The organism is Acinetobacter sp. YH12086, from assembly GCF_013419345.1.
Taxonomy (GTDB): Bacteria; Pseudomonadota; Gammaproteobacteria; order Pseudomonadales; family Moraxellaceae; genus Acinetobacter; species Acinetobacter amyesii.
Genome location: NZ_VPAF01000005.1, coordinates 24,841 through 44,808, shown reverse-complemented (window position 1 = coordinate 44,808; position 19,968 = coordinate 24,841). Strand labels below are relative to the sequence as shown.

The following is a 19,968-nucleotide window of genomic DNA, read 5'->3' as shown; positions in this document are numbered from 1 at the left end:
TTAACCCTCGTGATATTGTACAGCGCCTTTCATTGCAATTTGCCCGTCAGATTTTTCAATCCATAATTCAGCTTGGTTGAGCTGTACATCGCCGCAAATTGAAAATGTATTGAAATCATATACAGGATTAACAGCTTTGAATTCGAAGCGCGAAATTTTTTTATCGCTATGTTCTTGTTTAAATGTATGCAGCAACAATGTTGCTAAAAGGGGGCCGTGAACGACGAGGCCTGGGTAGCCTTCTGTTTCCATCGCATACGGACGATCATAATGGATTTTATGACTATTGAAGGTTAAAGCAGAATAGCGGAATAACGTAGTGGTATTCACTGAAAAACTTTTTTTGTATGTATATGGCTTTTCTGTGACCGCAATTGGCGCAGCAGCTTTAAGCGTTTGTGGCTGATTAGATGCAGCGCGATAAACGATATCCTGCTCTTCAACAATGGCTAAAATATCATTGGAAAATATAGAGTGCTTTACCGTAACGAAGTACATATCGCCACTTTTGCCAGATTTGAACTGAATTTTAATAATTTCAGATTCTTTACGGACGTTGGTATTGAGTAGTACAGGTTCAATAAATTCAATGCGGCTGCCTGCCCACATACGTTTAGGAAAAGGAATTGGGGGTAAGAATCCGCCTTTTTGAGGATGTCCATCTTCAGCGAGGTTTTCTGAATTTACAATTGGCAGGAAGTAAAACCATTGATATAGGTGCGGTAACTCACTGATTTTATTTTCCGTCTGATTTAGCAGCGCTTGCATCATTGAGACAGAGCGCGGATGTGTAAAATCATTTAAAACTTCTTTTTTGCCAATCCAAGCATCAAAATTTTCCATATTCTTATCCCTATATTCCTTTTTTTATTCCTTAAGATGCACGATCAATAATTTTTTGTGCTTGCAAAATAACCGGTAGATCAATCATTTTTCCATTCAAGCTGACTGCTTGTCCTTTTGCGTCTTCAACAGCTTGCATAATTTGGTTTGCCCAAGAAATTTCCTGAGTGCTTGGATTAAACGTTTGATTGACAAGATTGACTTGGTTGGGGTGAATACACAATTTGCCAGCGAAACCTAAGTTTTTAGCTTGCTGTGTTTCTAATTGAATTAAATCTTCATCCTTAAAATCAACCGTCACACCATCTACAGGTGCTTGAATCTTCGCGAGTTGAGAGGCTAAAACAATTTCATTTCTAAACGATAGCAGTTCTAAATAACCGCCATTCATATTCAACTCAAGTTGGAAATCAATCGTGCCAAACATCAAAGCAATGACTTGCTTGGTACAAGCAATTTGTCTGACATTTGCGAAACCCTGAGGTGTTTCAATCAGTGGAAAAATACCAACATCACGAATTTTCAGCACAGCTTCAATGTCTGCGCTGGATTCAGTTTTAGGCAGCACAATTGCGCTTATATTGGGAAATTTCGCTAATTCGATATCCGCCAAGAACCATTCAGTTTGGCTTGAGTTCACGCGGATCATCACTTGATGTTCAGGATGGTCTTGCAGCCAAGCAGCAAGTGCATCACGTGAAGACTGTTTAAGATCGAATGGAACGGCATCTTCTAAATCGATGATCACAGCATCGGCATCGGCATTGAGCGCTTTTTCGAAGCGCTCAACACGATTGGCTGGAACAAAGAGATAAGAACGTGCTGATTTCATCACTTTATTCATTGACTTACCTCATTAGAATGAACGTGGAAGACCAAGTAAGTGTTCAGCAACAAAGCTGTAAATTAAGTTGGTTGAAATAGGTGCAACTTGATATAAGCGTGTTTCACGGAATTTACGTTCGATATCATATTCATTAGCAAAACCGAAACCGCCATGGAATTGAAGGCAGTTATTTGCCGCTTCCCAACTTGATTTCGCTGCTAGATACTTTGCCATATTGGCTTCTGCACCACATTTTTCACCACGATCAAACATTTCACATGCACGGAAGCGCATTAGGTTTGCAGCTTCAATTTCAATGAAGTTCTCTGCCAATGGGAACTGTACACCTTGGTTCTGACCAATTGGACGGCCAAAAACTACGCGGTCTTTTACATATTGTGTAGCACGGTCCATAAACCAGTAACCATCGCCAATACATTCTGCGGCAATTAAAGTACGCTCAGCATTCAAGCCATCTAAAATATATTTAAAGCCTTTGCCTTCTTCACCAATTAGGTTTTCTTCAGGAATTTCTAAATTATCAAAGAAAATTTCGTTGGTTTCATGGTTAACCATATTTGGAATAGGGCGGACGATCATGCCATTTTTTTCAGCTTCACGTAAATCCACCATGAAAATGGACATACCTTCTGATTTTTTAGTGACTTCAGAAAGTGGAGTTGTACGTGCTAGCAGAATCATCCAGTCACTGTGCTGTACACGAGAAATAAAAACTTTTTGTCCATTTACCACATAGCGGTCGCTTTTTTTTACTGCTGTGGTTTTAATTTTGGTGGTGTCTGTACCCGTTGTTGGTTCAGTCACACCCATGGTTTGTAAGCGCCATTCGCCTGTTGCAATCTTAGGTAAATACAATTCCTTTTGTGCTTTAGAACCGTGGCGCAATAATGTGCCCATGTTATACATTTGACCATGGCATGATCCAGCATTGCCGCCGCTGCGGTTAACTTCTTCCATAATAATAGAGGCTTCAGTCAAGCCTAGACCAGAACCGCCATATTCTTCAGGAATCATGGCCGCCATCCAGCCAGCTTTTGTCAATGCATCAACGAATTCTTCTGGGTAGGCACGTTCTTCATCAATTTTACGATGATATTCTGCTGGAAATTCTGCACATAAAGCGCGGACTGCTTCGCGGATTTCTTGGTAATTATTGATTGTGCTTTTCATTTGATGTCCTTATCGAAACAGGTTTTTAGTAACTTGTAATGATCATATATTGTTATTATGAGAATAATAAAATAGAATATTTTGATAGTCGTTATGCTAAAAGAATATTGAAATGGACATCAAACAATTACGATCTTTTATAACAATTTCAGAGACTAAGAATATTACTAAAGCAGCAGCTTTATTAAATATTGTACAGCCTGCAGTTTCACGGCAAATTCATTTACTTGAGGATGAGCTTGGTGTCGAATTGTTTGAACGCGGCCGTCATGGCATGCACTTAACCAATGAAGGAAAAATTCTAGAAGTTTATGCAAGACGAGTTCTAAAGGAAATTGAAACTGCAAAAATTGAATTAACTTCATCAGACGGTGCGTTGAAAGGTACGGTCAATGTTGGGATCTTAGCAAGTCTAAGCGAAGCGCTCTCTGTATCTCTCATGCGGGTGATAAAAGAAAAATATCCCTTTGTCAATTTAAAAATTACAGTGGGGTATTCAGGGCATTTAAAAGAATGGCTAGAAAGCGGTGAGATTGATGTTGCTTTGATTTATGGGTCAGTTTCATCTAAGTTTTTAGATTTACAGCCGCTTGTACGTGAACAGCTGTGGCTGATAGGCGCTTACGACTCTAAACTAAATGAACTGGAAGAAGTAGAGTTGAAGCAGATGTCTGCATTTGAATTAATTTTGCCATACACACCGCATCGTTTACGTACACTGATTGAGCAAGGTTTTCATAAAGCTAAATATGAACTAAAGATCAGTGCAGAAGTGAATGATCTCAATGTGCAAAAACAATTGGTGAAAGAAGGCTTTGGATTTACGATTTTACCGCTGGTTTCTATTAAAACAGAATTAGCGCAAAAGACTTTGCAGGCCTCAATTATTAATCACCCAGATTTTATGCGTGAAATTGGTTTGGCACTCCCGAATACACGCCATATTTCAAAATTGGTGCATACCATTGCCAATGAAATTATTGCGAGTTCAAGACAGGCGGTACGTTCTGGTACATGGCTTGGCTGTGAATGGATCGGCCAAGAATAAAAAAATGCTCCCTCAGGAGCATTTTTTTATAGAGTATCAAACTTACGCTGTTTTATTTGCAGCGACAGTTGCATTTGCTTTGCTATCCGCTGACTCTAAATTTTTGGTGTCTGCTTGAGGGTCATACATTTTTTCTTTAATAAACAATGTTGGTAATGCACATATTAAATATGCAACACCCATCACCAAGAAGCCTAAACCAATAGAACCTTCTGTTGCAATGAAGCCAATGGTTGCAGGGGCAATAGTCGAACCGATACGTCCAACATTATGTGCGGTACCAATGGCAGTTCCACGTACATTGGTCGGGAAACTCTCAGACATATAGGTGGTATATACACCCAACGGCATGCCATATAAGAAACCAAAGATCACAAGCAAGTACAGAATATTGCTGGCATTATGGAACATTACAATGATGATTAAGAAAATTGCAGTAGAAATCGCACCGAACATGAAGGTGAACTTACGTCCGAGTTTATCACCCATCACACCAGCTAAAATCTTACCACCAATCATTGCTGTATAGCTGCCGATCAAATAGTTGGTCATAGACTTGAAGTTCATGCCCAATTCTTGCTCTAGGTACAACGGCATCCAGTTATTTACACCATAATAACCAAACTGCATGAAGCCAGCGACAATCATCCAAAACACGAGCGTTCTGAAAATTAATTTATCTTCAACCAATGCTTTAAATACTGAGCGGTCAGTTTTGACCATCTTAGCTTCATTTTGAGTACGATTGAGTCGTGCATTTTTCCAAGCTTCTGATTCTTTGACAAAAAATGGCATAAGAATACCAATAATTGCGGCTGAACCACTCACCATGAATAGCATACGCCAGCCATGTTCTGGAATAATCGCACCAGCAAGCAATGAAGCTACAATATAGCCAAATGTCCATCCAGTAAAAATTGTCGCAATAATCGTTGTACGATATTTTGTAGGAACAAGTTCTGACATCAAACCTGCACATACCATATAAACCGCACCTAAGCCTAGAGCAGAAAGAAAGCGAACAGCAGCAAATTGGTAAACGTCTGTAACAAAACCTAAAAGTGCAGTCAAGATTGAGAATTTAATGATACTCAAGGAAATAATACGGACACGGCCGAATTTATCGCTGGCCCAACCGCCAAAAATACCTCCGATGGCCATACCGGCAAGAGTTACACTGCCTAGCATTCCAGCTTGAAATGACGACAAGCCAAATTCTGCTTTTAAACTAGAGAGGCTATAAGAGAGGAGCAGCATATCTGCGCCATCGACTAAAAGAACCAAAAAGCAGAATATAAAAGCTGCAATCCACTTTTGCTTAGGCGGTGAACTGACTACATTTGCTGCTTGCATATAATTCATCCTTAAATGTTTTTTATATTTAATAGCCTGCTATGTTTTTTAAGATGTGAACATCTTATTTTATACGTTTTATTATGCTGAATATGGAATTCAGTTAATAAATAGATAGCATGATTGACTATAATTAAAATATAGTTGCGAAAGTTATTTAAATGGGTAAATTAATTTATCGATCCTGATTCAATTAATTTATTTTGATTATTAAGTGTGTCTGAAAAAACAGACAACCTAAAGATCTATATTTAATATAACGATGCTTTATTTGAATTTAAATAGATATAAATATGTTATGTTTTGATCTATTTAATGCTGAAAATTGATTGCTATTTAAACAAAAAACCATCACTGAAAGTGATGGTTTTTTACGTCGTATTTAGACTTTTTCAAATAAGGCAGCAATGCCTTGCCCGCCGCCGATGCACATGGTTTCTAATCCATACTTTGCATCTCTGCGCTGCATTTCATGTAAAAGCGTCGTCATAATACGGATGCCCGTTGCACCAATAGGATGACCGAGTGAAATCCCGGAACCATTGACATTGACACGTGAGTAGTCGTGTATATCTAATGCTTTTAACACTGCTAACGCTTGAGCAGCAAAGGCTTCATTCACTTCAAGCAAGTCAATTTCATCTAAGCTGATATTGTGTTTTGACAGCAATTTTTGTACTGCTGGTACAGGACCAATACCCATGCGGCTGGGTTCACAACCAACTGCAGTCCAACCTACAATTTTAGCCAATGGTTTCAAACCATGTTTTTCTGCATATTCTGCGCTGACCACTAAACATCCTGCAGCCGCATCATTTTGCTGACTCGAATTTCCTGCGGTGGTCACACCATTTTCACGCAGAATACGAAGTTTAGCTAAACCTTCTGCAGTTGTATCAGCTCGAATTCCTTCGTCACGGAGTACCACTGTTGTTTGTTTTTTAGTTTTAACTTCAACAGGAATAACTTCATCTGTAAACAAACCATTATTCCATGCAGCATCTGCTCTTTGATGACTCAGTGCGGCAAAAGCATCGCATTCTTCACGACTGATATTGTAATCATGTGCTAAATTATCTGCAGTTTCGGGCATGCCTGAAATATAGCCGAAACGCTCCACAGGTTGTGAACGCTCACGGCCACGCTCTAAGCGGTCATAAAAAGTCACATTACCTGCGCGTGAGCCCCAGCGCATATTGGTCGAGTAATATTCAATATTACTCATGCTTTCTACACCCAGAACAAGAACAGATTCTGCTTGGCCGGTTTGAATATTCATTGCAGCATTCATCAAGGCTTGGAGGCCTGAACCACAGCGACGGTCAAGTGTGTAGCCGGGAACCTCAATTGGAAGATTGGCTGCTAAAGCGGCATAGCGGCCCAGGCAGGGTGCTTCACTGGATGCATAAGATTGTGAGGCAATCACCTCATCAATCGTCGATGGATCAATTTGAGTTTTTTCTAGAACTGCTTCAATCACTTTCACGGCAAGATCTACAGCAGATAAGGATGCTAGACCACCGCCAAATTTACCAATAGGCGTGCGGATTGGGCTGACAATATATGCTTCTTTCATCATTAACTCCATTTAAAGATAAATCGTATTTTGTGCATCTGATTCCAACTGTGCTCTGTACTCAGGTGCTGCAATCTCAATCATTTTTTCTACACGCTGTTTAATAGACAAGCCACGTAAATCGGCAATACCAAATTCAGTAACAACAATGCCAATGTCACATCGAGGCGTTGAAACAGGGCCGTTTAATTGTGAGACAATCCGTGAAAAATTTTTACCTGCTGCAGGTAATGCAATGATGGAACAGCCATTTTGTGCCTGATTTGCCGCGCGAATGAAATCTAATGCGCCGCCAATTGCACCGACATAGACGCCATTTGCAACTTCAGCATTAACTTGCCCAGTCAGATCAACTTCAATTGCTGAATTCACTGCGATTAAGTTGTGAATTTTAGTCAGAACGCTGGCACTGTGCGTATAGGACGTTGGCCTCAATTGAATATTCGGGTTGAGGTGTACCAGCTGCTGTAATGCGTCCGAGCCGTTCACTAAGCCAGTAATTGTGATACCGGTATCAATGGGTTTCTCGGCATTGTTAATCACGCCAATTTTGGTCAGTTCACCAACACCATCACTAATAATGCCGCTATGAATACCTAAATTCTTGTGCTGATTTAAGGCATTTAAAACGGCTTCAGGCAGGGTGCCGATGCCAATTTGTAAGGTTGAACCATTTGGAATTAATGAGGCTACATTCTCTGCAATTTGCAAATTAACCAATGAGTGTTCATTATTTATTTCGGTAATATGTTTATGATTGGATTCAATGAAATAATCAAAATTTTCTTGCGTTAAATATGTCTCTGAATATGTCCATGGAATATCTGAATTAATTTGTGCAATAATGATTTTAGACTTAGGGATTAAATCTGAAATATAATCCTGACCATGTCCAAAACTATATTGTCCTAACTCATTGGGTGCTGAGAGCTGTATTAATAAAATATCAGGAGATATGTGCTCTGCTAGCATTGAATAATGTAAAGGCAGAATATCTAAATGATGATTTTTTGCCAAATTACGATTACTTCCAGCACCGCAATAACTTGAGAAATCGATTTTTTCAGCATGTGCTGGCTGACATGTGGCGTAGTTACTGATACCTAAAAAAACACGGAATTTTGGCAGCTCAGGTAACTTTTGCATTAAATCCTGAGTTAAAGAAATAGGTTCAGCCTGAGCTTGTCCCCAAACAATTAAGTCGTTTTCTTTAATGATGTTTTTCCAGTCGACACTTTTTACTTTGTTCATCATATTCATTCATTTATACATAAGAACAAAAAAGGGCTCGTCCTGTCGAGCCCCATTATTTTTTATGATGCTTCGCGAATCATGTTGCGGGCAATAATGATTTGCTGAATTTGTGTTGTACCTTCATATAAACGGAATAAGCGTACATCACGGTAGAAGCGTTCAATAGGGTATTCGCTGATATAGCCTGATCCACCTAAAATTTGTACACCGCGGTCTGCTACTCGGCCGCACATTTCAGTGGCAAACATTTTTGCACAAGAGGATTCCGTGCTGACATTTTGTCCCGCATCACGTTTTCTTGCTGCATCTAAAACCATGCATTTTGATGCATAAATCTCAGCTTTAGAGTCTGCAAGCATGGCTTGAATCAATTGGAAATTAGCAATTGGCTCACCAAATTGGGTACGTTCCATTGCATAGCGTAAAGAGTCTTCTAGGATACGTGTTGCTGCACCCGCACTAAGTGCTGCAATATGCAGACGGCCTTTGTCGAGCACTTTCATGGCAGTTTTAAAACCGACACCTTCAACACCGCCAATCAGGCTTGATGCAGGAATACGGCAGTTTTCAAAAATAACGTCACAGGTATGCGCGCCTTTTTGCCCCATTTTTTTATCACGCTTACCAAGTGAAATGCCTGGTAATTTACTGTCGATGATAAAAGCCGAAATACCGCCTGCACCTTTAATATCTGGGTTAGTACGTGCCATTACTGTAAAGACACCGGCATGCGGGGCATTGGTAATAAAACGCTTCGTACCATTTAAAATGTATTCATCACCATCTTTTACTGCTGTTGTTTTTAATGAAGCCGCATCAGAACCTGAGTTGGGTTCAGTTAAGCAGAAAGAACCAATGATTTCGCCTGAAGCAAATTTAGGTAAAAATTGCTGTTTTTGTTCTTCTGTGCCATCAATGATTAAACCCGCAGCTCCAATACCGTTATTTGTGCCAATGTACGAACGGAAGGCTGGAGAGGTGCGTCCAAGCTCAAATGCAATGATGACTTCTTCTTCCATGGTTAAGCCAAGACCTTCATATTGATCAGGAATTGTTAAACCAAATAGTCCTAACTCTTTCATTTGCTGAACGACATGCGGTGGCATTTCATCTGTTTCAGCCATTAACTCTTCATTCGGAATTAATACGCCATCAACGAATTGACGAATTGTATCTACCAATTGATCTAATGTTTCTTGATCGCGGATCATGACAGTGGCTCCTTGTGTCATTTATGAACTGTTCTCGTCTGAACAGCTATTCAATTTTGTTTAATTATTTCTCACTTTATACAGTGTCAATGTTATCACTTCAATCAGATTTTAAGATTACACAGTGAATTTTATATGTTAATTTTTGATCAAAATAATCAAAAATTAATATCCACTTTTAGTCTATTTTCATAGCTTTAATCATTCCTTTTAAAAATAATCATCTGTATATTGATTTAAAAATACGCTGTACGGAATACAAAAGAACGGTATGGATATACTTAAAATAGCGGTTAAGGAAGATGGGGTTGCAATTGTTGAATTGCATCGCCCTGAAGCGCGAAATGCTTTAAATTTAGCGCTTAGAGAGGCCTTGGCAAATGCCTTTGATACTTTAGATGCCGATAAAAACGTAAAAGTGATTGTGTTGACTGGCGGTGAAAAAATCTTTGCTGCTGGTGCTGATGTTAACGATTTTCTAACGGCTACAACTAGCCAAATGTATTTGCGCCATACTGAAAAATACTGGAAAAGTATATCAAATTGCAGCAAGCCTATTATTGCTGCTGTTAATGGCTATGCATTGGGTGGAGGCTGTGAACTTGCCATGCATGCAGACATTATTATTGCGAGCGAAACAGCAACTTTTGGACAGCCAGAAGTCAAGCTCGGTCTTATGCCGGGTGCAGGCGGTACGCAGCGTTTATTACGTGCTATTGGCAAATATAAAACCATGCTGTTGGTGTTGACAGGAAAATTAATTCCTGCTCAGGAAGCATTGCAAATGGGTTTGGTTTCAGAAGTAACAGCAGGTGATGCGACGCCAAAAGCGATTGAAATAGCAAATACAATTGCTGGTTTTTCAACGATTGCAGTACAGCAGATTAAGGAAGTGACCAATTTAGGACAGGATATGTCTTTAGATGGCGCACTTGCGCTAGAGCGTAAAGCTTTGCAAATTTTATTTGATACGAAGGATCAAAAAGAGGGTGCAAAAGCCTTTTTAGAAAAAAGACCAGCTGTGTATCAAGGAGAGTAACACAATGAAAATTGAGAAAATGGCGCTAGTGGGTACTGGCGTAATGGGTATGGGTATTGCGCAAATTGCAGCACAGGCAGGTCTTGAGGTTCGTTTATTTGATGCGAAAGAAGGTGCGGCTCAAGTAGGTTTAAATAAACTCAAAGCTACTTTGGAAAAATTGGTAGCGAAAGGGAAAATTTCTCCAGCTGCTTTTGAGCAAACTATTTCCCGTTTCATTGTGGTTGATCAGTTAGAGCAAGTAGCTGGTGTTGACTTGGTTGTTGAAGCAATTATTGAAAACTTGGAAATTAAACAGACCTTGTTTAAGCAGCTGGAAGACATTGTCTCTGAGTCGGCTATTTTAGTTTCAAATACTTCGTCATTGGTCGTTACAGAAATTGCTGCAAGCTGTAAGCATAAAGAACGTATAGCAGGATTCCATTTTTTCAATCCTGTGCCGCTGATGAAAATTGTAGAAGTGGTCAAAGGTTTATTTACTTCGGATGAAGTTGTAGATTCTTTATTAGAATTGGCTGAGTGCATGGGTCACTTTGGTGTGAAAACTAAGGATACACCAGGATTTTTGGTGAATCATGCAGGACGTGCTTTTGGAACAGAATCACTTAAAATTTTAGGTGAAGGTGTTGCAACTGTCAGTGAAATGGATCGCATTTTACGTGAGTCTGCAGGTTTTAAAATGGGGCCGTTTGAACTGTATGATTTAACAGGTTTAGATGTTTCTCATCGTGTGATGGAATCCATTTTCAATCAGTATTATCAAGAAGACCGTTACCGTCCAAGTACACTGACCCGCTTAATGCTGTCTGGCAATACAGTAGGTAAAAAAGTTGGTCAAGGTTTCTATCGTTATGATCAAGATACACGTTTAGATCAAGCACCGCCGCAAGCTGTACCGAATGTAAAAGACTTTAATGCGGTTTGGCTGGGTACAGACTTTGAAACGGACCGTGAAATTTTGGCGCAATATGTTCAATCACACGGATTCATTTTAGATCATGCCGAAAGTCCTGCTGCGGATAGCCTGATTGTATTGGCGACTTATGGCGAAGACACAACAACAGCTAGCCAACGTTTTAATGTCGATGCAGCGCGAAGTGTCAGCATCGATATGTTGACTGACTTTAATATGCGCCGCGTATTAATGCCGTCCATCATTACGGATAAAAAATACATTGATCAAGCGCATGCATTATTTGCAAAGAATAATCATGGCGTCAGCGTGATTGAAGAAAGTGTAGGCTTCGTCAGTCAGCGTGTAATTTCAATGATCATTAATTTGGCATGTGATATTGCTCAGCAGCGTATTGCATCTGCTTCAGATATTGATAAAGCGGTACGTTTAGGTCTTGGTTATCCGCATGGCCCGATCAGCTGGGGTAATGTGCTTGGCGCACATCGTATTTTATTGGTACTTGATCGTATTTATGCGATTACCGGTGATCAGCGCTACCGTCCAAGCCCATGGTTACAGCGCCGAGCAAAACTTAAATTAGATTTGCTGCACACAGCGTCGATTTAACGCATTTATTCATCATTTTTTCAAGAACGAAACAATATTCTGAACGGATTTAGAGGTGATTTATTATGGGTACTTTAGAAGGTATTCGTGTCCTAGATTTAAGTCGTATTTTAGCGGGTCCTTGGTGTGGTCAAATATTGGCTGACCTTGGTGCAGAAGTGATTAAAGTGGAACGTCCACGTGTGGGAGACGATACCCGTATGTGGGGTCCACCTTGGATGAAAAACGATGCTGGGGAAGAAACACGTGAAGGTGCGTATTTCCAAGCTGCGAACCGCAATAAGCATTCAATTACCATTGATATTTCTAAGCCAGAAGGACAAGAGATTGTCCGTCAACTTGCGAAGGATTCTGATGTTGTTATTGAAAACTATAAGGCGGGTTCCTTAAAAAACTACGGTTTAGACTATGAGAGCTTAAAAGAAATTAATCCAGGCTTGGTGTATTGCTCTATTACAGGCTTCGGTCAAGATGGACCACGTGCAGAAGAGCCGGGTTATGACTACATCATTCAAGGTATTGGCGGTTTGATGTCAGTTACGGGTGATAAAGAGCCGTTAAAAACCAGCGTTGCATTTGCCGACTTAAATACAGGTTTATATTCGGCCATTGCCATTCAAGCAGCGATTATTAACCGCTTTAAGACAGGTCAAGGTCAGCATATTGATATGGCGCTGTTGGATGTACAAGTCGCATGTTTAGCCAATATTGGCATGAACTATATTACATCAGGTGAAATTCCGAAGCGTTATGGCAATCAGCATGCCAATGTTGTTCCATATCAAGTTTTTAAAGCTTCTGATCAAGACTTTATTGTGGCTTGCGGAAATGACAAGCAATATGTAGTGCTGTGTGAAGCGATTGGTTTACCCGAATTAGCAACAGATCCACGTTTTGTGACCAATGCACTTCGACTTAAAAACCGTGATGAAATTGTCGAAATTTTAAGTCAGCATTTCTTAACCAATACAGGAAAATACTGGGTGGAAACCATTCAGAAAGTCAAAGTTCCTGTCGGTGTCATCAATAATCTTGAACAGACCTTTGCTGAACCACAAGTGATTGCCCGAAAAATGCTGGTTGAAATGAAGCATCCAATGAAAGAGAAATTGAAAGTCATTGCTTCGCCAATGAAATTTTCACGCACTCCAGTGCAATATCGTAAGGCACCGCCAACCTTGGGTGAAGACACCGATGCTGTTTTAGAACGATACCTTGGAGCTGAAGAAATTTCTCAGCTGCGTACGAAGGGTATTGTCGGTTAATCAAAAAGTGTTATTTCGCTTAAATTGCCAATTTAAGCGAAAACTAAGTGTTTAAGTCCCCCTGCAAAAAGGCATCAAATTTTTTTATGAAATTTGAGGGGGACACTTGTTTCATGAAATTGAAATGAAAATTTCATAATAAATTCAAATAAATGGATGTTTGAAAATCACAGGGAGGGCACTATGTTGCCATTTTTAAAATCAAGTTTAGTTGCAGCGCTGAGCAGCTGTTTATTTATTCCAATGACGTATGCGAATACGGAAATCAATCAAAAGATTGATGCGCTTTACAAGGAAATAGATCAGTTGAAAGCAATGGTTGCGCAGCAAAATGCGCAACTGCAGCAAAATCAAAATACCACGGCAACACTCGTAGCAAATACAGAAAAAGCTGATCAAACCATCGTTCAAGCCCGTTCTAAAGGCGGTGCGGAAGTCACGCTCTATGGTTTTGTCCGTGCGGATGCTGCGTATCAATTTGAAGGCGGTAACGGTATTTTTAACCGTATCAACAACGTGGCTTTAGAGGGTGATGCCAATAAAAAGCAAACGGAAAACCGCTTCGACAGCACATTGACTTCATCACGTATTGGGATGGATTTAAAGACTAAACTGGCAGATAAAGATATCAATGCTAAAGTGGAAGTCGATTTTCGCGGCGGTGATAAAAACGATACCATTCGTATTCGTCATGCTTATTTGGCTTGGGACAATTGGCTTGTTGGTCAAACAACATCATCATTTTTATCCACTGAGACACTGCCAGAGCTTTTAGATTTTAATGGTGTTTTGGGTGGTGGCGTTTATCGAACGCCAATGGTTCGCTATAGCCATGCGCTGTCACCGGATGCACAGCTTTTGGTGGGGATAGAAAAATCCAGTGATGCCAATGAGTTTCCCGCACTGACGGCAAAAGTCAGTCAAAAACTGGCCGATAACAAATTATTAATTAATGGTCGAGTTTTGGCGCAAGAAGTCAGAAACCGTTCTCAGCAGGATGATCTCACGGAATTTGGCTGGGGTGTCGCAGCAGGTCTGCAATATCAACCCGCGAATAATGTGACAGTGAATGCAAACTACTCACATGTCGTTGGTGATGATAAGTATTTTTTATATAACGCTTCAAACAGCTATATTCAAAGCAATGATTTGAAGTTAGTTGAGTTTGATGCAGTGAGCGCAGGTTTAACGTATCGTATTAATCCGAAATTAAGAAGTACTTTAGGTTATGGTGCATTATTTTATGATGAAAATAATGCGACTGGAAATGAGAGTTTACAGCAAGCTTGGCTAAACCTGATGTATAACCCATTTAAACCAGTGACTTTTGGTATGGAGTATATATATGGTGAACGTGAAACGATGGATAATAAACAAGGTAAAGATAGCCGTTTAGAATTTATGGCGAAATATGATTTTTAATTGGTTTGTTATTTAAATATCAGGCTATATATTAATATGGCCTGATATTATTTTTTTTGGAAAAAATTAATATTATCGTTTGATGATCATTAATGTTGCTGTGCCATGCGCAAAAACTTTATTATTTTCATCAATAATTCTACCTTCAGTCATAACCAAAGTTTTACCTGTATTGATAATGGTTCCAATTCCCCTGTAGGTTTTATTAATTTGCATCGGACGGATCATTTTAATATTTAGGTCAGTCGTGGCAAAACGAATCCCTTTTTCCATGACAGTATGTGCTGCAGCGCCAGTTACACTGTCTAATACCGTTGCGCAAAAGCCACCATGAACACCGCCTTGAAGGTTTATATGATGTTGATTTGGCGTAACTTCATAAACAATATATCCAGTTTTTACTTCAACCAGTTTCATTGGGATGGTGCTGGCCATCGGGGCGTGGGAAATACTCCCATCTTTGACTGCTGTTAAAAACTCTAAACCCGTAAGTTGATCTGTAGACATTTTAAATCCTAAATATATTGCTGTTCTAAGAGAATATTTATTTTATTTATAACATAAAATTTTAAAAATTAAATACAACTTTGTTATTGGACTGCTCTTTGTATAGTGAAAAACTATTGTTAGCCGAAGAAAATTTTATTATACCTGTTTGGTTTATTTATGTAGATTTGTTTTTAGGGTGTTTTGATTTAAGTTGAAAATTCATTTTATTTATATGAATTTTATAAATTAAAACGTCGCATTGTGATTTATTTTCCAATGTGTATCTTCTATTCATTATTAATACGTAGAAAACTATGCGCCAAATTCATAAAATATTAGTTGCGAACCGTGGTGAAATTGCGATTCGTGTCATGCGGGCAGCATCTGAAATGGGCATTCGAACCGTTGCGATTTATGCAGAAGAAGATAAATTTGCCATGCATCGTTTTAAATCAGATGAAGCATACCGAGTAGGAGCAGGCAAGAAACCAATTGCGGCTTACTTAGATATTAAGGACATCATTAGAATTGCATTAGAAAATAATGTAGATGCCATTCATCCAGGTTATGGTTTTTTATCAGAAAATCCAGATTTTGCAGAAGCTTGTAAAGAAGCTGGAATACTATTCATTGGACCGAGTGCAGATGTGATGAGACAGCTTGGTAACAAAGTAATGGCGCGTAATGTCGCAGTCATTGCTGGTGTGCCAGTTGTGCCAGCAACAAATGCACTGCCAGAATCAATTATGGAATGCCGAGAGATTGCCGCTCAAGTGGGTTATCCATTAATGCTGAAGGCAAGCTGGGGTGGTGGTGGTCGTGGCATGCGTGCAATTGAGCATGAGGGTGAGCTTGAAGATGCTATTCACATTGCACGCCGTGAAGCAAAATCTGCTTTTGGTAATGATGAAATTTATTTAGAGAAGTTGATTCGTCAAGCACGTCATGTTGAGGTGCAGATACTTGGGGACATGCATAACAATATTGTTCATTTGTTTGAGCGTGATTGTACGGTACAGCGTCGCAATCAAAAAGTTGTAGAGCGTGCGCCTGCACCTTATTTGAATGAAGAACAGCGTGAAAAACTCTGTGCAGCAGCCTTGAGGCTTGCAAAGGCGGTGAACTATACGCATGCGGGTACAGTTGAATTTTTAATGGATGCTGAAACAAGCGAGTTTTACTTCATTGAAGTCAATCCGCGTATTCAAGTAGAGCATACAGTCACTGAGGAAATCACTGGCATTGATATTGTCAAAGCTCAGATTCGTATTACTGAAGGGGCGAAGATCGGTGAGAAAGAAAGTTTTGTTCCTGTCCAAGAGCAAATTAAAATGCTTGGTCACGCTGTTCAATGCCGTCTGACCACTGAAGACCCGAAAAATGCGTTTATGCCAGATTATGGCAAGCTGACTGCATATCGTGCAGGGACAGGTTTTGGGGTGCGGGTCGATAGCGGGACAGCTTATACTGGTGCTGTTATTAGTCCATATTATGATTCGCTGCTTGCAAAAGTGACGGTACGTGGTTCATCTATGCATGAAGCCAATTCCCGTATGTTGAGAACTTTAAAAGAATTTAGAATCCGCGGTGTTGCGAATAATTTAGCCTTTCTAGAAAATGTAATTACCCATCCATTATTCAGTTCGGGCCAATGTACGACAAAATTTATTGATACAACACCAGAGCTGCTGAACTTTCCAATTAAACAAGACCGTGCAACAAAGCTCTTAGAGTTTTTAGGTGATATCACTGTCAATGGTCAGCCGGAACTGAAAGGTAGACAATTACCTCAAATACAGACCTTTTCAGCACCACTACCGTCTTGGGAACTTAGCAATGATTCAGGTTTAACAGGTTCTAGAGAGCAATTTAAATTGCTCGGCGCAGATGGTTTCAGTCAATGGATGTTAGATCAGAAACGCGTCTTGATTACCGATACGACTATGCGAGATGCACATCAGTCATTGTTTGCGACGCGAATGCGCAGTGCAGATATGCTTGCCATTGCGCCATATTATTCAAAAATGGCAGACCAGCTATTTTCACTCGAATGCTGGGGCGGGGCAACTTTTGATGTATCGATGCGTTTCTTAAAAGAAGACCCTTGGGAGCGTTTGGAAAAACTACGTGAAGCTGTACCAAATATTTTATTCCAAATGTTGCTCAGATCTTCAAATGCGGTGGGATACACCAATTATCCTGATAATGTCGTACGTCATTTTATTCAGCAAGCCGCGCAGTCTGGTATTGATTTATTCCGTGTTTTTGACTCTTTAAATGCAGTGGATAATATGCGCACCGCGATAGATGCTGTACGTGACACGGGCATGCTTTGTGAAACCGCGATTTGCTATACCGGCGATATTTTTGATCGTAGTCGCCGCTATGATTTGAAATATTATGTCAATATGGCGAAACAGCTGGAAAAGGCTGGAGTAAATATTCTGGCAATTAAAGATATGGCCGGTATTTGTAAGCCTAAAGCTGCCTATGAATTGATTAAGACCTTAAAAGAAGAGACTGGTTTACCAGTTCACTTCCATACACATGACACAAGCGGGATTGCTTCGGCAAGTATCTTAGCTGCAATTGATGCAGGAGTAGATGCTGTAGATACCGCCATGGATGCAATGAGCGGTTTGACCTCGCAGCCAAGTATGGGCTCCATTGTTTCGGCACTGCAAAATACTGAGCGTGATACAGGTTTAAATCAGAAAAGTCTACAAGCGTTATCGAGCTATTGGGAAGGCGTACGCAATATTTATGCACCGTTTGAAGCAGATATGCGTGCAGGCACAGCAGACGTTTATCATCACGAGATGCCAGGCGGTCAATATACCAACCTACGCGAACAGGCGCGCTCTTTAGGTTTAGAAGAGCAATGGTCAGATATCTCAGATGCGTATGCTCAAGTCAATTTACTGTTTGGTGATATCGTTAAAGTCACGCCGACCTCTAAAGTTGTAGGGGATATGGCTTTGTTTATGGTGTCGAATAATTTGACGACCGAAAATGTAAAAAGCGCAGACTATGCAATTGATTTCCCTGAATCTGTAATTTCGCTGTTTAAGGGTGAATTAGGAGTGCCAGCGCATGGTTTTCCTGAAGATTTACAACGAAAAATTTTAAAAGGTGAACAGCCTTTAAGTGACAGACCTGGTGCGCTTTTGCCTGCAGTTGATTTAACAGGGGAAAAGAAAAATGTTCAAAAACTTTTAGGTCAGTGTATTCGTGAGCAAGAATTTGCTTCTTATTTGATGTATCCAAAAGTATTTATGGAATTTATGCAGCATAAGCAGAAATATGGTGCAGTATCCAATATACCTTCGACTGCATTCTTTTATGGCTTAATGGAAAATGAAGCTGTTGAAGTTCCGCTTGAAAAAGGCAAAATGCTAGAAATTAAACTTCTAGCGCAATCCCAAGCGAAGAATGGAAACGTTGATTTATTTATTGAATTAAATGGACAGTTGAGATTGCTGCAAATTCAGCAAACTGGACAACTGTCAGAGCAGAGCCGTACTCAAGCTGAAACAGGAAATGCGCAGCATGTTGGCGCGCCAATGCCGGGTATGATCAGTACTGTTGCTGTGAAACAAGGCCAGAAAGTTGAGAAAGGAGAAACTTTATTTACTGTTGAGGCAATGAAAATGGAGTTGGCGGTTAAAGCGGAAGTGGATTGTATTATTCAAGACATTTTATTGAATTCGGGTCAATCTGTAAAAACCATGGATTTGGTGATGACATTATCCTAAGAGAAAATAAATTCAAGCAAGCCCAGATTTGCAATCTGGGTTTTCGTTTATACTAATTTATTAATTGAGCCATTTTGTCATTCAATAAGGTGTAATCAGGTGGGGGAGTAGTAGCACCTGAAATAAGCATGTTTTGCTGTCTGTAACATCCAGCATTGTCATTATCAATATTTTTAAGAATTAGTTGATGGATGTTCTGGATTTGCCATTCAGAAAAAGGCTCTTCTTTACGAATAAAGCCTTCTACATAGTAAATCGCATTTCTACGGTTAATTGCCTCGAAATGTGCTCGTAATGCTTTCCCGCCAACAGTAATACCTTCCAACACAACTTTTGTTTCTAGCAATGTCAGTGTATTGGCTGCAATTGCATTTGAATGGTATGTTCAGCGAACAATAAGATTTTTTTACAATTGCAGGAGAAAGGGGACGATGCTGATCTAATTTTGTTTTTAAAGTATCTATAATGTCAAACATAACTTTTTATCTACAGTTGAATTTTTAAATGATACATATAAAAGAAATGTTATAACATTTCTTTTATATTAAATGTATACGTGTTAAAATCAGTACACCATTTCAAATCCTGTTAATGGATTTGAACAAAATAAATTTTGTGATTCAATGCGCTAAATCTAATTTGGGTAAAAAATGGGTACAGGTAAAATGCTATTGACTTTATGGTTCACTAAATCAATAGTTTAGGAGTTGAGTTCAACTCCCGCCATCTCCACCAAAATTTAATTCAGAGATGTTCGACTGAATGTGAAAAAGCCCTTAAATTCAATGTTTAAGGGCTTTTTTATTGGCTGTATTGTCCGATCCTGTCCTAAGCTGTGTGACCCAATTTTTGCCTTTTGTGGGTAATTATTGGGAAAATTTACCCAATTATTTTTAGTCTAGATAAAGGGTATATACAGATGAAACTCACAGATACGGAATGCAGAAAAGCACAGCCCCAAGATAGGCGTTATCGTCTTTCTGATGAAAATGGCTTATCACTATTGGTCACACCAGCAGGGCAAAAATATTGGAATGTGCGCTATACCATTCATGGTGAGCGTAAGTCAGAGTCACTGGGTCCGTATCCTGATATGAGCTTAAAGAAAGCAAGAGAGCTTGCCCTTGAACTGAAATACTTGTATTACAGGTCAGTCTAATACAAACATATCAAG

The 19,968-nt window shown here is 39.6% G+C and carries 13 protein-coding genes and 3 pseudogenes; 7 read left to right on the top strand and 9 right to left on the bottom strand.

Annotated elements, in window-relative coordinates; genetic code table 11:
- Genes FTU29_RS07565 through FTU29_RS07555 form a run of 3 tightly spaced genes read right to left on the bottom strand, consistent with a single transcriptional unit; the run spans nt 1 to nt 2,860 of the window.
- The gene (locus FTU29_RS07565) at nt 1-843 is read right to left on the bottom strand and encodes a hypothetical protein (protein WP_180115482.1); all 843 of its coding nucleotides are present in this window, start codon (nt 841-843) and stop codon (nt 1-3) included.
- Between the two features lie 31 nt (nt 844-874).
- Nucleotides 875-1,687 (bottom strand): CoA ester lyase, encoded by an 813-nt coding sequence (locus FTU29_RS07560; RefSeq protein WP_257223733.1) that lies wholly within the window; start codon nt 1,685-1,687, stop codon nt 875-877.
- Nucleotides 1,688-1,699: 12 nt separating this feature from the next.
- Entirely contained in the window at nt 1,700-2,860 is a 1,161-nt protein-coding gene (locus tag FTU29_RS07555) for an acyl-CoA dehydrogenase family protein (RefSeq protein ID WP_180115481.1), read from the bottom strand.
- Between the two features lie 112 nt (nt 2,861-2,972).
- On the opposite strand from FTU29_RS07555, the gene FTU29_RS07550 reads away from it, so the two are divergent.
- Entirely contained in the window at nt 2,973-3,908 is a 936-nt protein-coding gene (locus tag FTU29_RS07550) for a LysR family transcriptional regulator (RefSeq protein ID WP_180115480.1), read from the top strand.
- Nucleotides 3,909-4,022: 114 nt separating this feature from the next.
- Here FTU29_RS07550 and FTU29_RS07545 read toward each other — a convergent pair.
- The 4 genes and pseudogenes from FTU29_RS07545 to FTU29_RS07530 all read right to left on the bottom strand — a co-directional run.
- Nucleotides 4,023-5,261: pseudogene (locus FTU29_RS07545) on the bottom strand (MFS transporter); the annotation flags it as partial.
- 382 nt (nt 5,262-5,643) lie between these two features.
- Nucleotides 5,644-6,837, bottom strand: a complete 1,194-nt coding sequence (locus tag FTU29_RS07540) for an acetyl-CoA C-acetyltransferase (RefSeq protein ID WP_180115478.1) — start codon at nt 6,835-6,837, stop codon at nt 5,644-5,646.
- A gap of 12 nt (nt 6,838-6,849) precedes the next feature.
- Nucleotides 6,850-8,091, bottom strand: a complete 1,242-nt coding sequence (locus FTU29_RS17650) for an acetyl-CoA hydrolase/transferase family protein (RefSeq protein ID WP_373423586.1) — start codon at nt 8,089-8,091, stop codon at nt 6,850-6,852.
- 59 nt (nt 8,092-8,150) lie between these two features.
- Nucleotides 8,151-9,302 carry an acyl-CoA dehydrogenase family protein gene (locus FTU29_RS07530; protein ID WP_180007406.1) on the bottom strand — a complete coding sequence of 384 codons (1,152 nt, stop codon included), beginning with the start codon at nt 9,300-9,302 and terminating at the stop codon, nt 8,151-8,153.
- Nucleotides 9,303-9,573: 271 nt separating this feature from the next.
- Here FTU29_RS07530 and FTU29_RS07525 point away from each other — a divergent pair, with 271 nt between their 5' ends.
- The 4 genes from FTU29_RS07525 to FTU29_RS07510 all read left to right on the top strand — a co-directional run bounded on the left by FTU29_RS07525 (nt 9,574) and on the right by FTU29_RS07510 (nt 14,550).
- Nucleotides 9,574-10,341, top strand: a complete 768-nt coding sequence (locus FTU29_RS07525; protein ID WP_180115476.1) for an enoyl-CoA hydratase-related protein — start codon at nt 9,574-9,576, stop codon at nt 10,339-10,341.
- Between the two features lie 4 nt (nt 10,342-10,345).
- A complete protein-coding gene (locus FTU29_RS07520; protein WP_180115475.1) occupies nt 10,346-11,863 on the top strand; it encodes a 3-hydroxyacyl-CoA dehydrogenase in 1,518 nt (505 codons plus the stop codon).
- Between the two features lie 65 nt (nt 11,864-11,928).
- Complete coding sequence (locus tag FTU29_RS07515) at nt 11,929-13,128, top strand: CaiB/BaiF CoA-transferase family protein (protein WP_180115474.1); 1,200 nt, start codon at nt 11,929-11,931, stop codon at nt 13,126-13,128.
- Between the two features lie 183 nt (nt 13,129-13,311).
- A complete protein-coding gene (locus tag FTU29_RS07510) occupies nt 13,312-14,550 on the top strand; it encodes a DcaP family trimeric outer membrane transporter (protein ID WP_180115473.1) in 1,239 nt (412 codons plus the stop codon).
- Between the two features lie 72 nt (nt 14,551-14,622).
- On the opposite strand, the gene FTU29_RS07505 is transcribed toward FTU29_RS07510, so the two are convergent.
- Entirely contained in the window at nt 14,623-15,057 is a 435-nt protein-coding gene (locus FTU29_RS07505; RefSeq protein WP_180115472.1) for a PaaI family thioesterase, read from the bottom strand.
- Between the two features lie 296 nt (nt 15,058-15,353).
- On the opposite strand from FTU29_RS07505, the gene FTU29_RS07500 reads away from it, so the two are divergent.
- Nucleotides 15,354-18,794: a pyruvate carboxylase gene (locus FTU29_RS07500; RefSeq protein WP_180115471.1), complete on the top strand. Its 3,441-nt coding sequence runs from the start codon at nt 15,354-15,356 to the stop codon at nt 18,792-18,794.
- A gap of 55 nt (nt 18,795-18,849) precedes the next feature.
- On the opposite strand, the pseudogene FTU29_RS07495 reads toward FTU29_RS07500, so the two are convergent.
- Nucleotides 18,850-19,270 (bottom strand): annotated as a pseudogene (locus FTU29_RS07495) (Fic family protein); the annotation flags it as partial.
- 443 nt (nt 19,271-19,713) lie between these two features.
- On the opposite strand from FTU29_RS07495, the pseudogene FTU29_RS07490 reads away from it, so the two are divergent.
- Nucleotides 19,714-19,950 (top strand): annotated as a pseudogene (locus FTU29_RS07490) (Arm DNA-binding domain-containing protein); the annotation flags it as partial.
- Nucleotides 19,951-19,968: the final 18 nt, after the last annotated feature.

What these genes read in the sequence shown, in the direction of transcription:
- FTU29_RS07565 (WP_180115482.1), bottom strand. Translation starts at nt 843, where the DNA reads ATGGAAAATTTTGATGCTTGGATTGGCAAAAAAGAAGTTTTAAATGAT.
- FTU29_RS07560 (WP_257223733.1), bottom strand. Translation starts at nt 1,687, where the DNA reads ATGAATAAAGTGATGAAATCAGCACGTTCTTATCTCTTTGTTCCAGCC.
- FTU29_RS07555 (WP_180115481.1), bottom strand. Translation starts at nt 2,860, where the DNA reads ATGAAAAGCACAATCAATAATTACCAAGAAATCCGCGAAGCAGTCCGC.
- FTU29_RS07550 (WP_180115480.1), top strand. Translation starts at nt 2,973, where the DNA reads ATGGACATCAAACAATTACGATCTTTTATAACAATTTCAGAGACTAAG.
- FTU29_RS07540 (WP_180115478.1), bottom strand. Translation starts at nt 6,837, where the DNA reads ATGAAAGAAGCATATATTGTCAGCCCAATCCGCACGCCTATTGGTAAA.
- FTU29_RS17650 (WP_373423586.1), bottom strand. Translation starts at nt 8,091, where the DNA reads ATGATGAACAAAGTAAAAAGTGTCGACTGGAAAAACATCATTAAAGAA.
- FTU29_RS07530 (WP_180007406.1), bottom strand. Translation starts at nt 9,302, where the DNA reads ATGATCCGCGATCAAGAAACATTAGATCAATTGGTAGATACAATTCGT.
- FTU29_RS07525 (WP_180115476.1), top strand. Translation starts at nt 9,574, where the DNA reads ATGGATATACTTAAAATAGCGGTTAAGGAAGATGGGGTTGCAATTGTT.
- FTU29_RS07520 (WP_180115475.1), top strand. Translation starts at nt 10,346, where the DNA reads ATGAAAATTGAGAAAATGGCGCTAGTGGGTACTGGCGTAATGGGTATG.
- FTU29_RS07515 (WP_180115474.1), top strand. Translation starts at nt 11,929, where the DNA reads ATGGGTACTTTAGAAGGTATTCGTGTCCTAGATTTAAGTCGTATTTTA.
- FTU29_RS07510 (WP_180115473.1), top strand. Translation starts at nt 13,312, where the DNA reads ATGTTGCCATTTTTAAAATCAAGTTTAGTTGCAGCGCTGAGCAGCTGT.
- FTU29_RS07505 (WP_180115472.1), bottom strand. Translation starts at nt 15,057, where the DNA reads ATGTCTACAGATCAACTTACGGGTTTAGAGTTTTTAACAGCAGTCAAA.
- FTU29_RS07500 (WP_180115471.1), top strand. Translation starts at nt 15,354, where the DNA reads ATGCGCCAAATTCATAAAATATTAGTTGCGAACCGTGGTGAAATTGCG.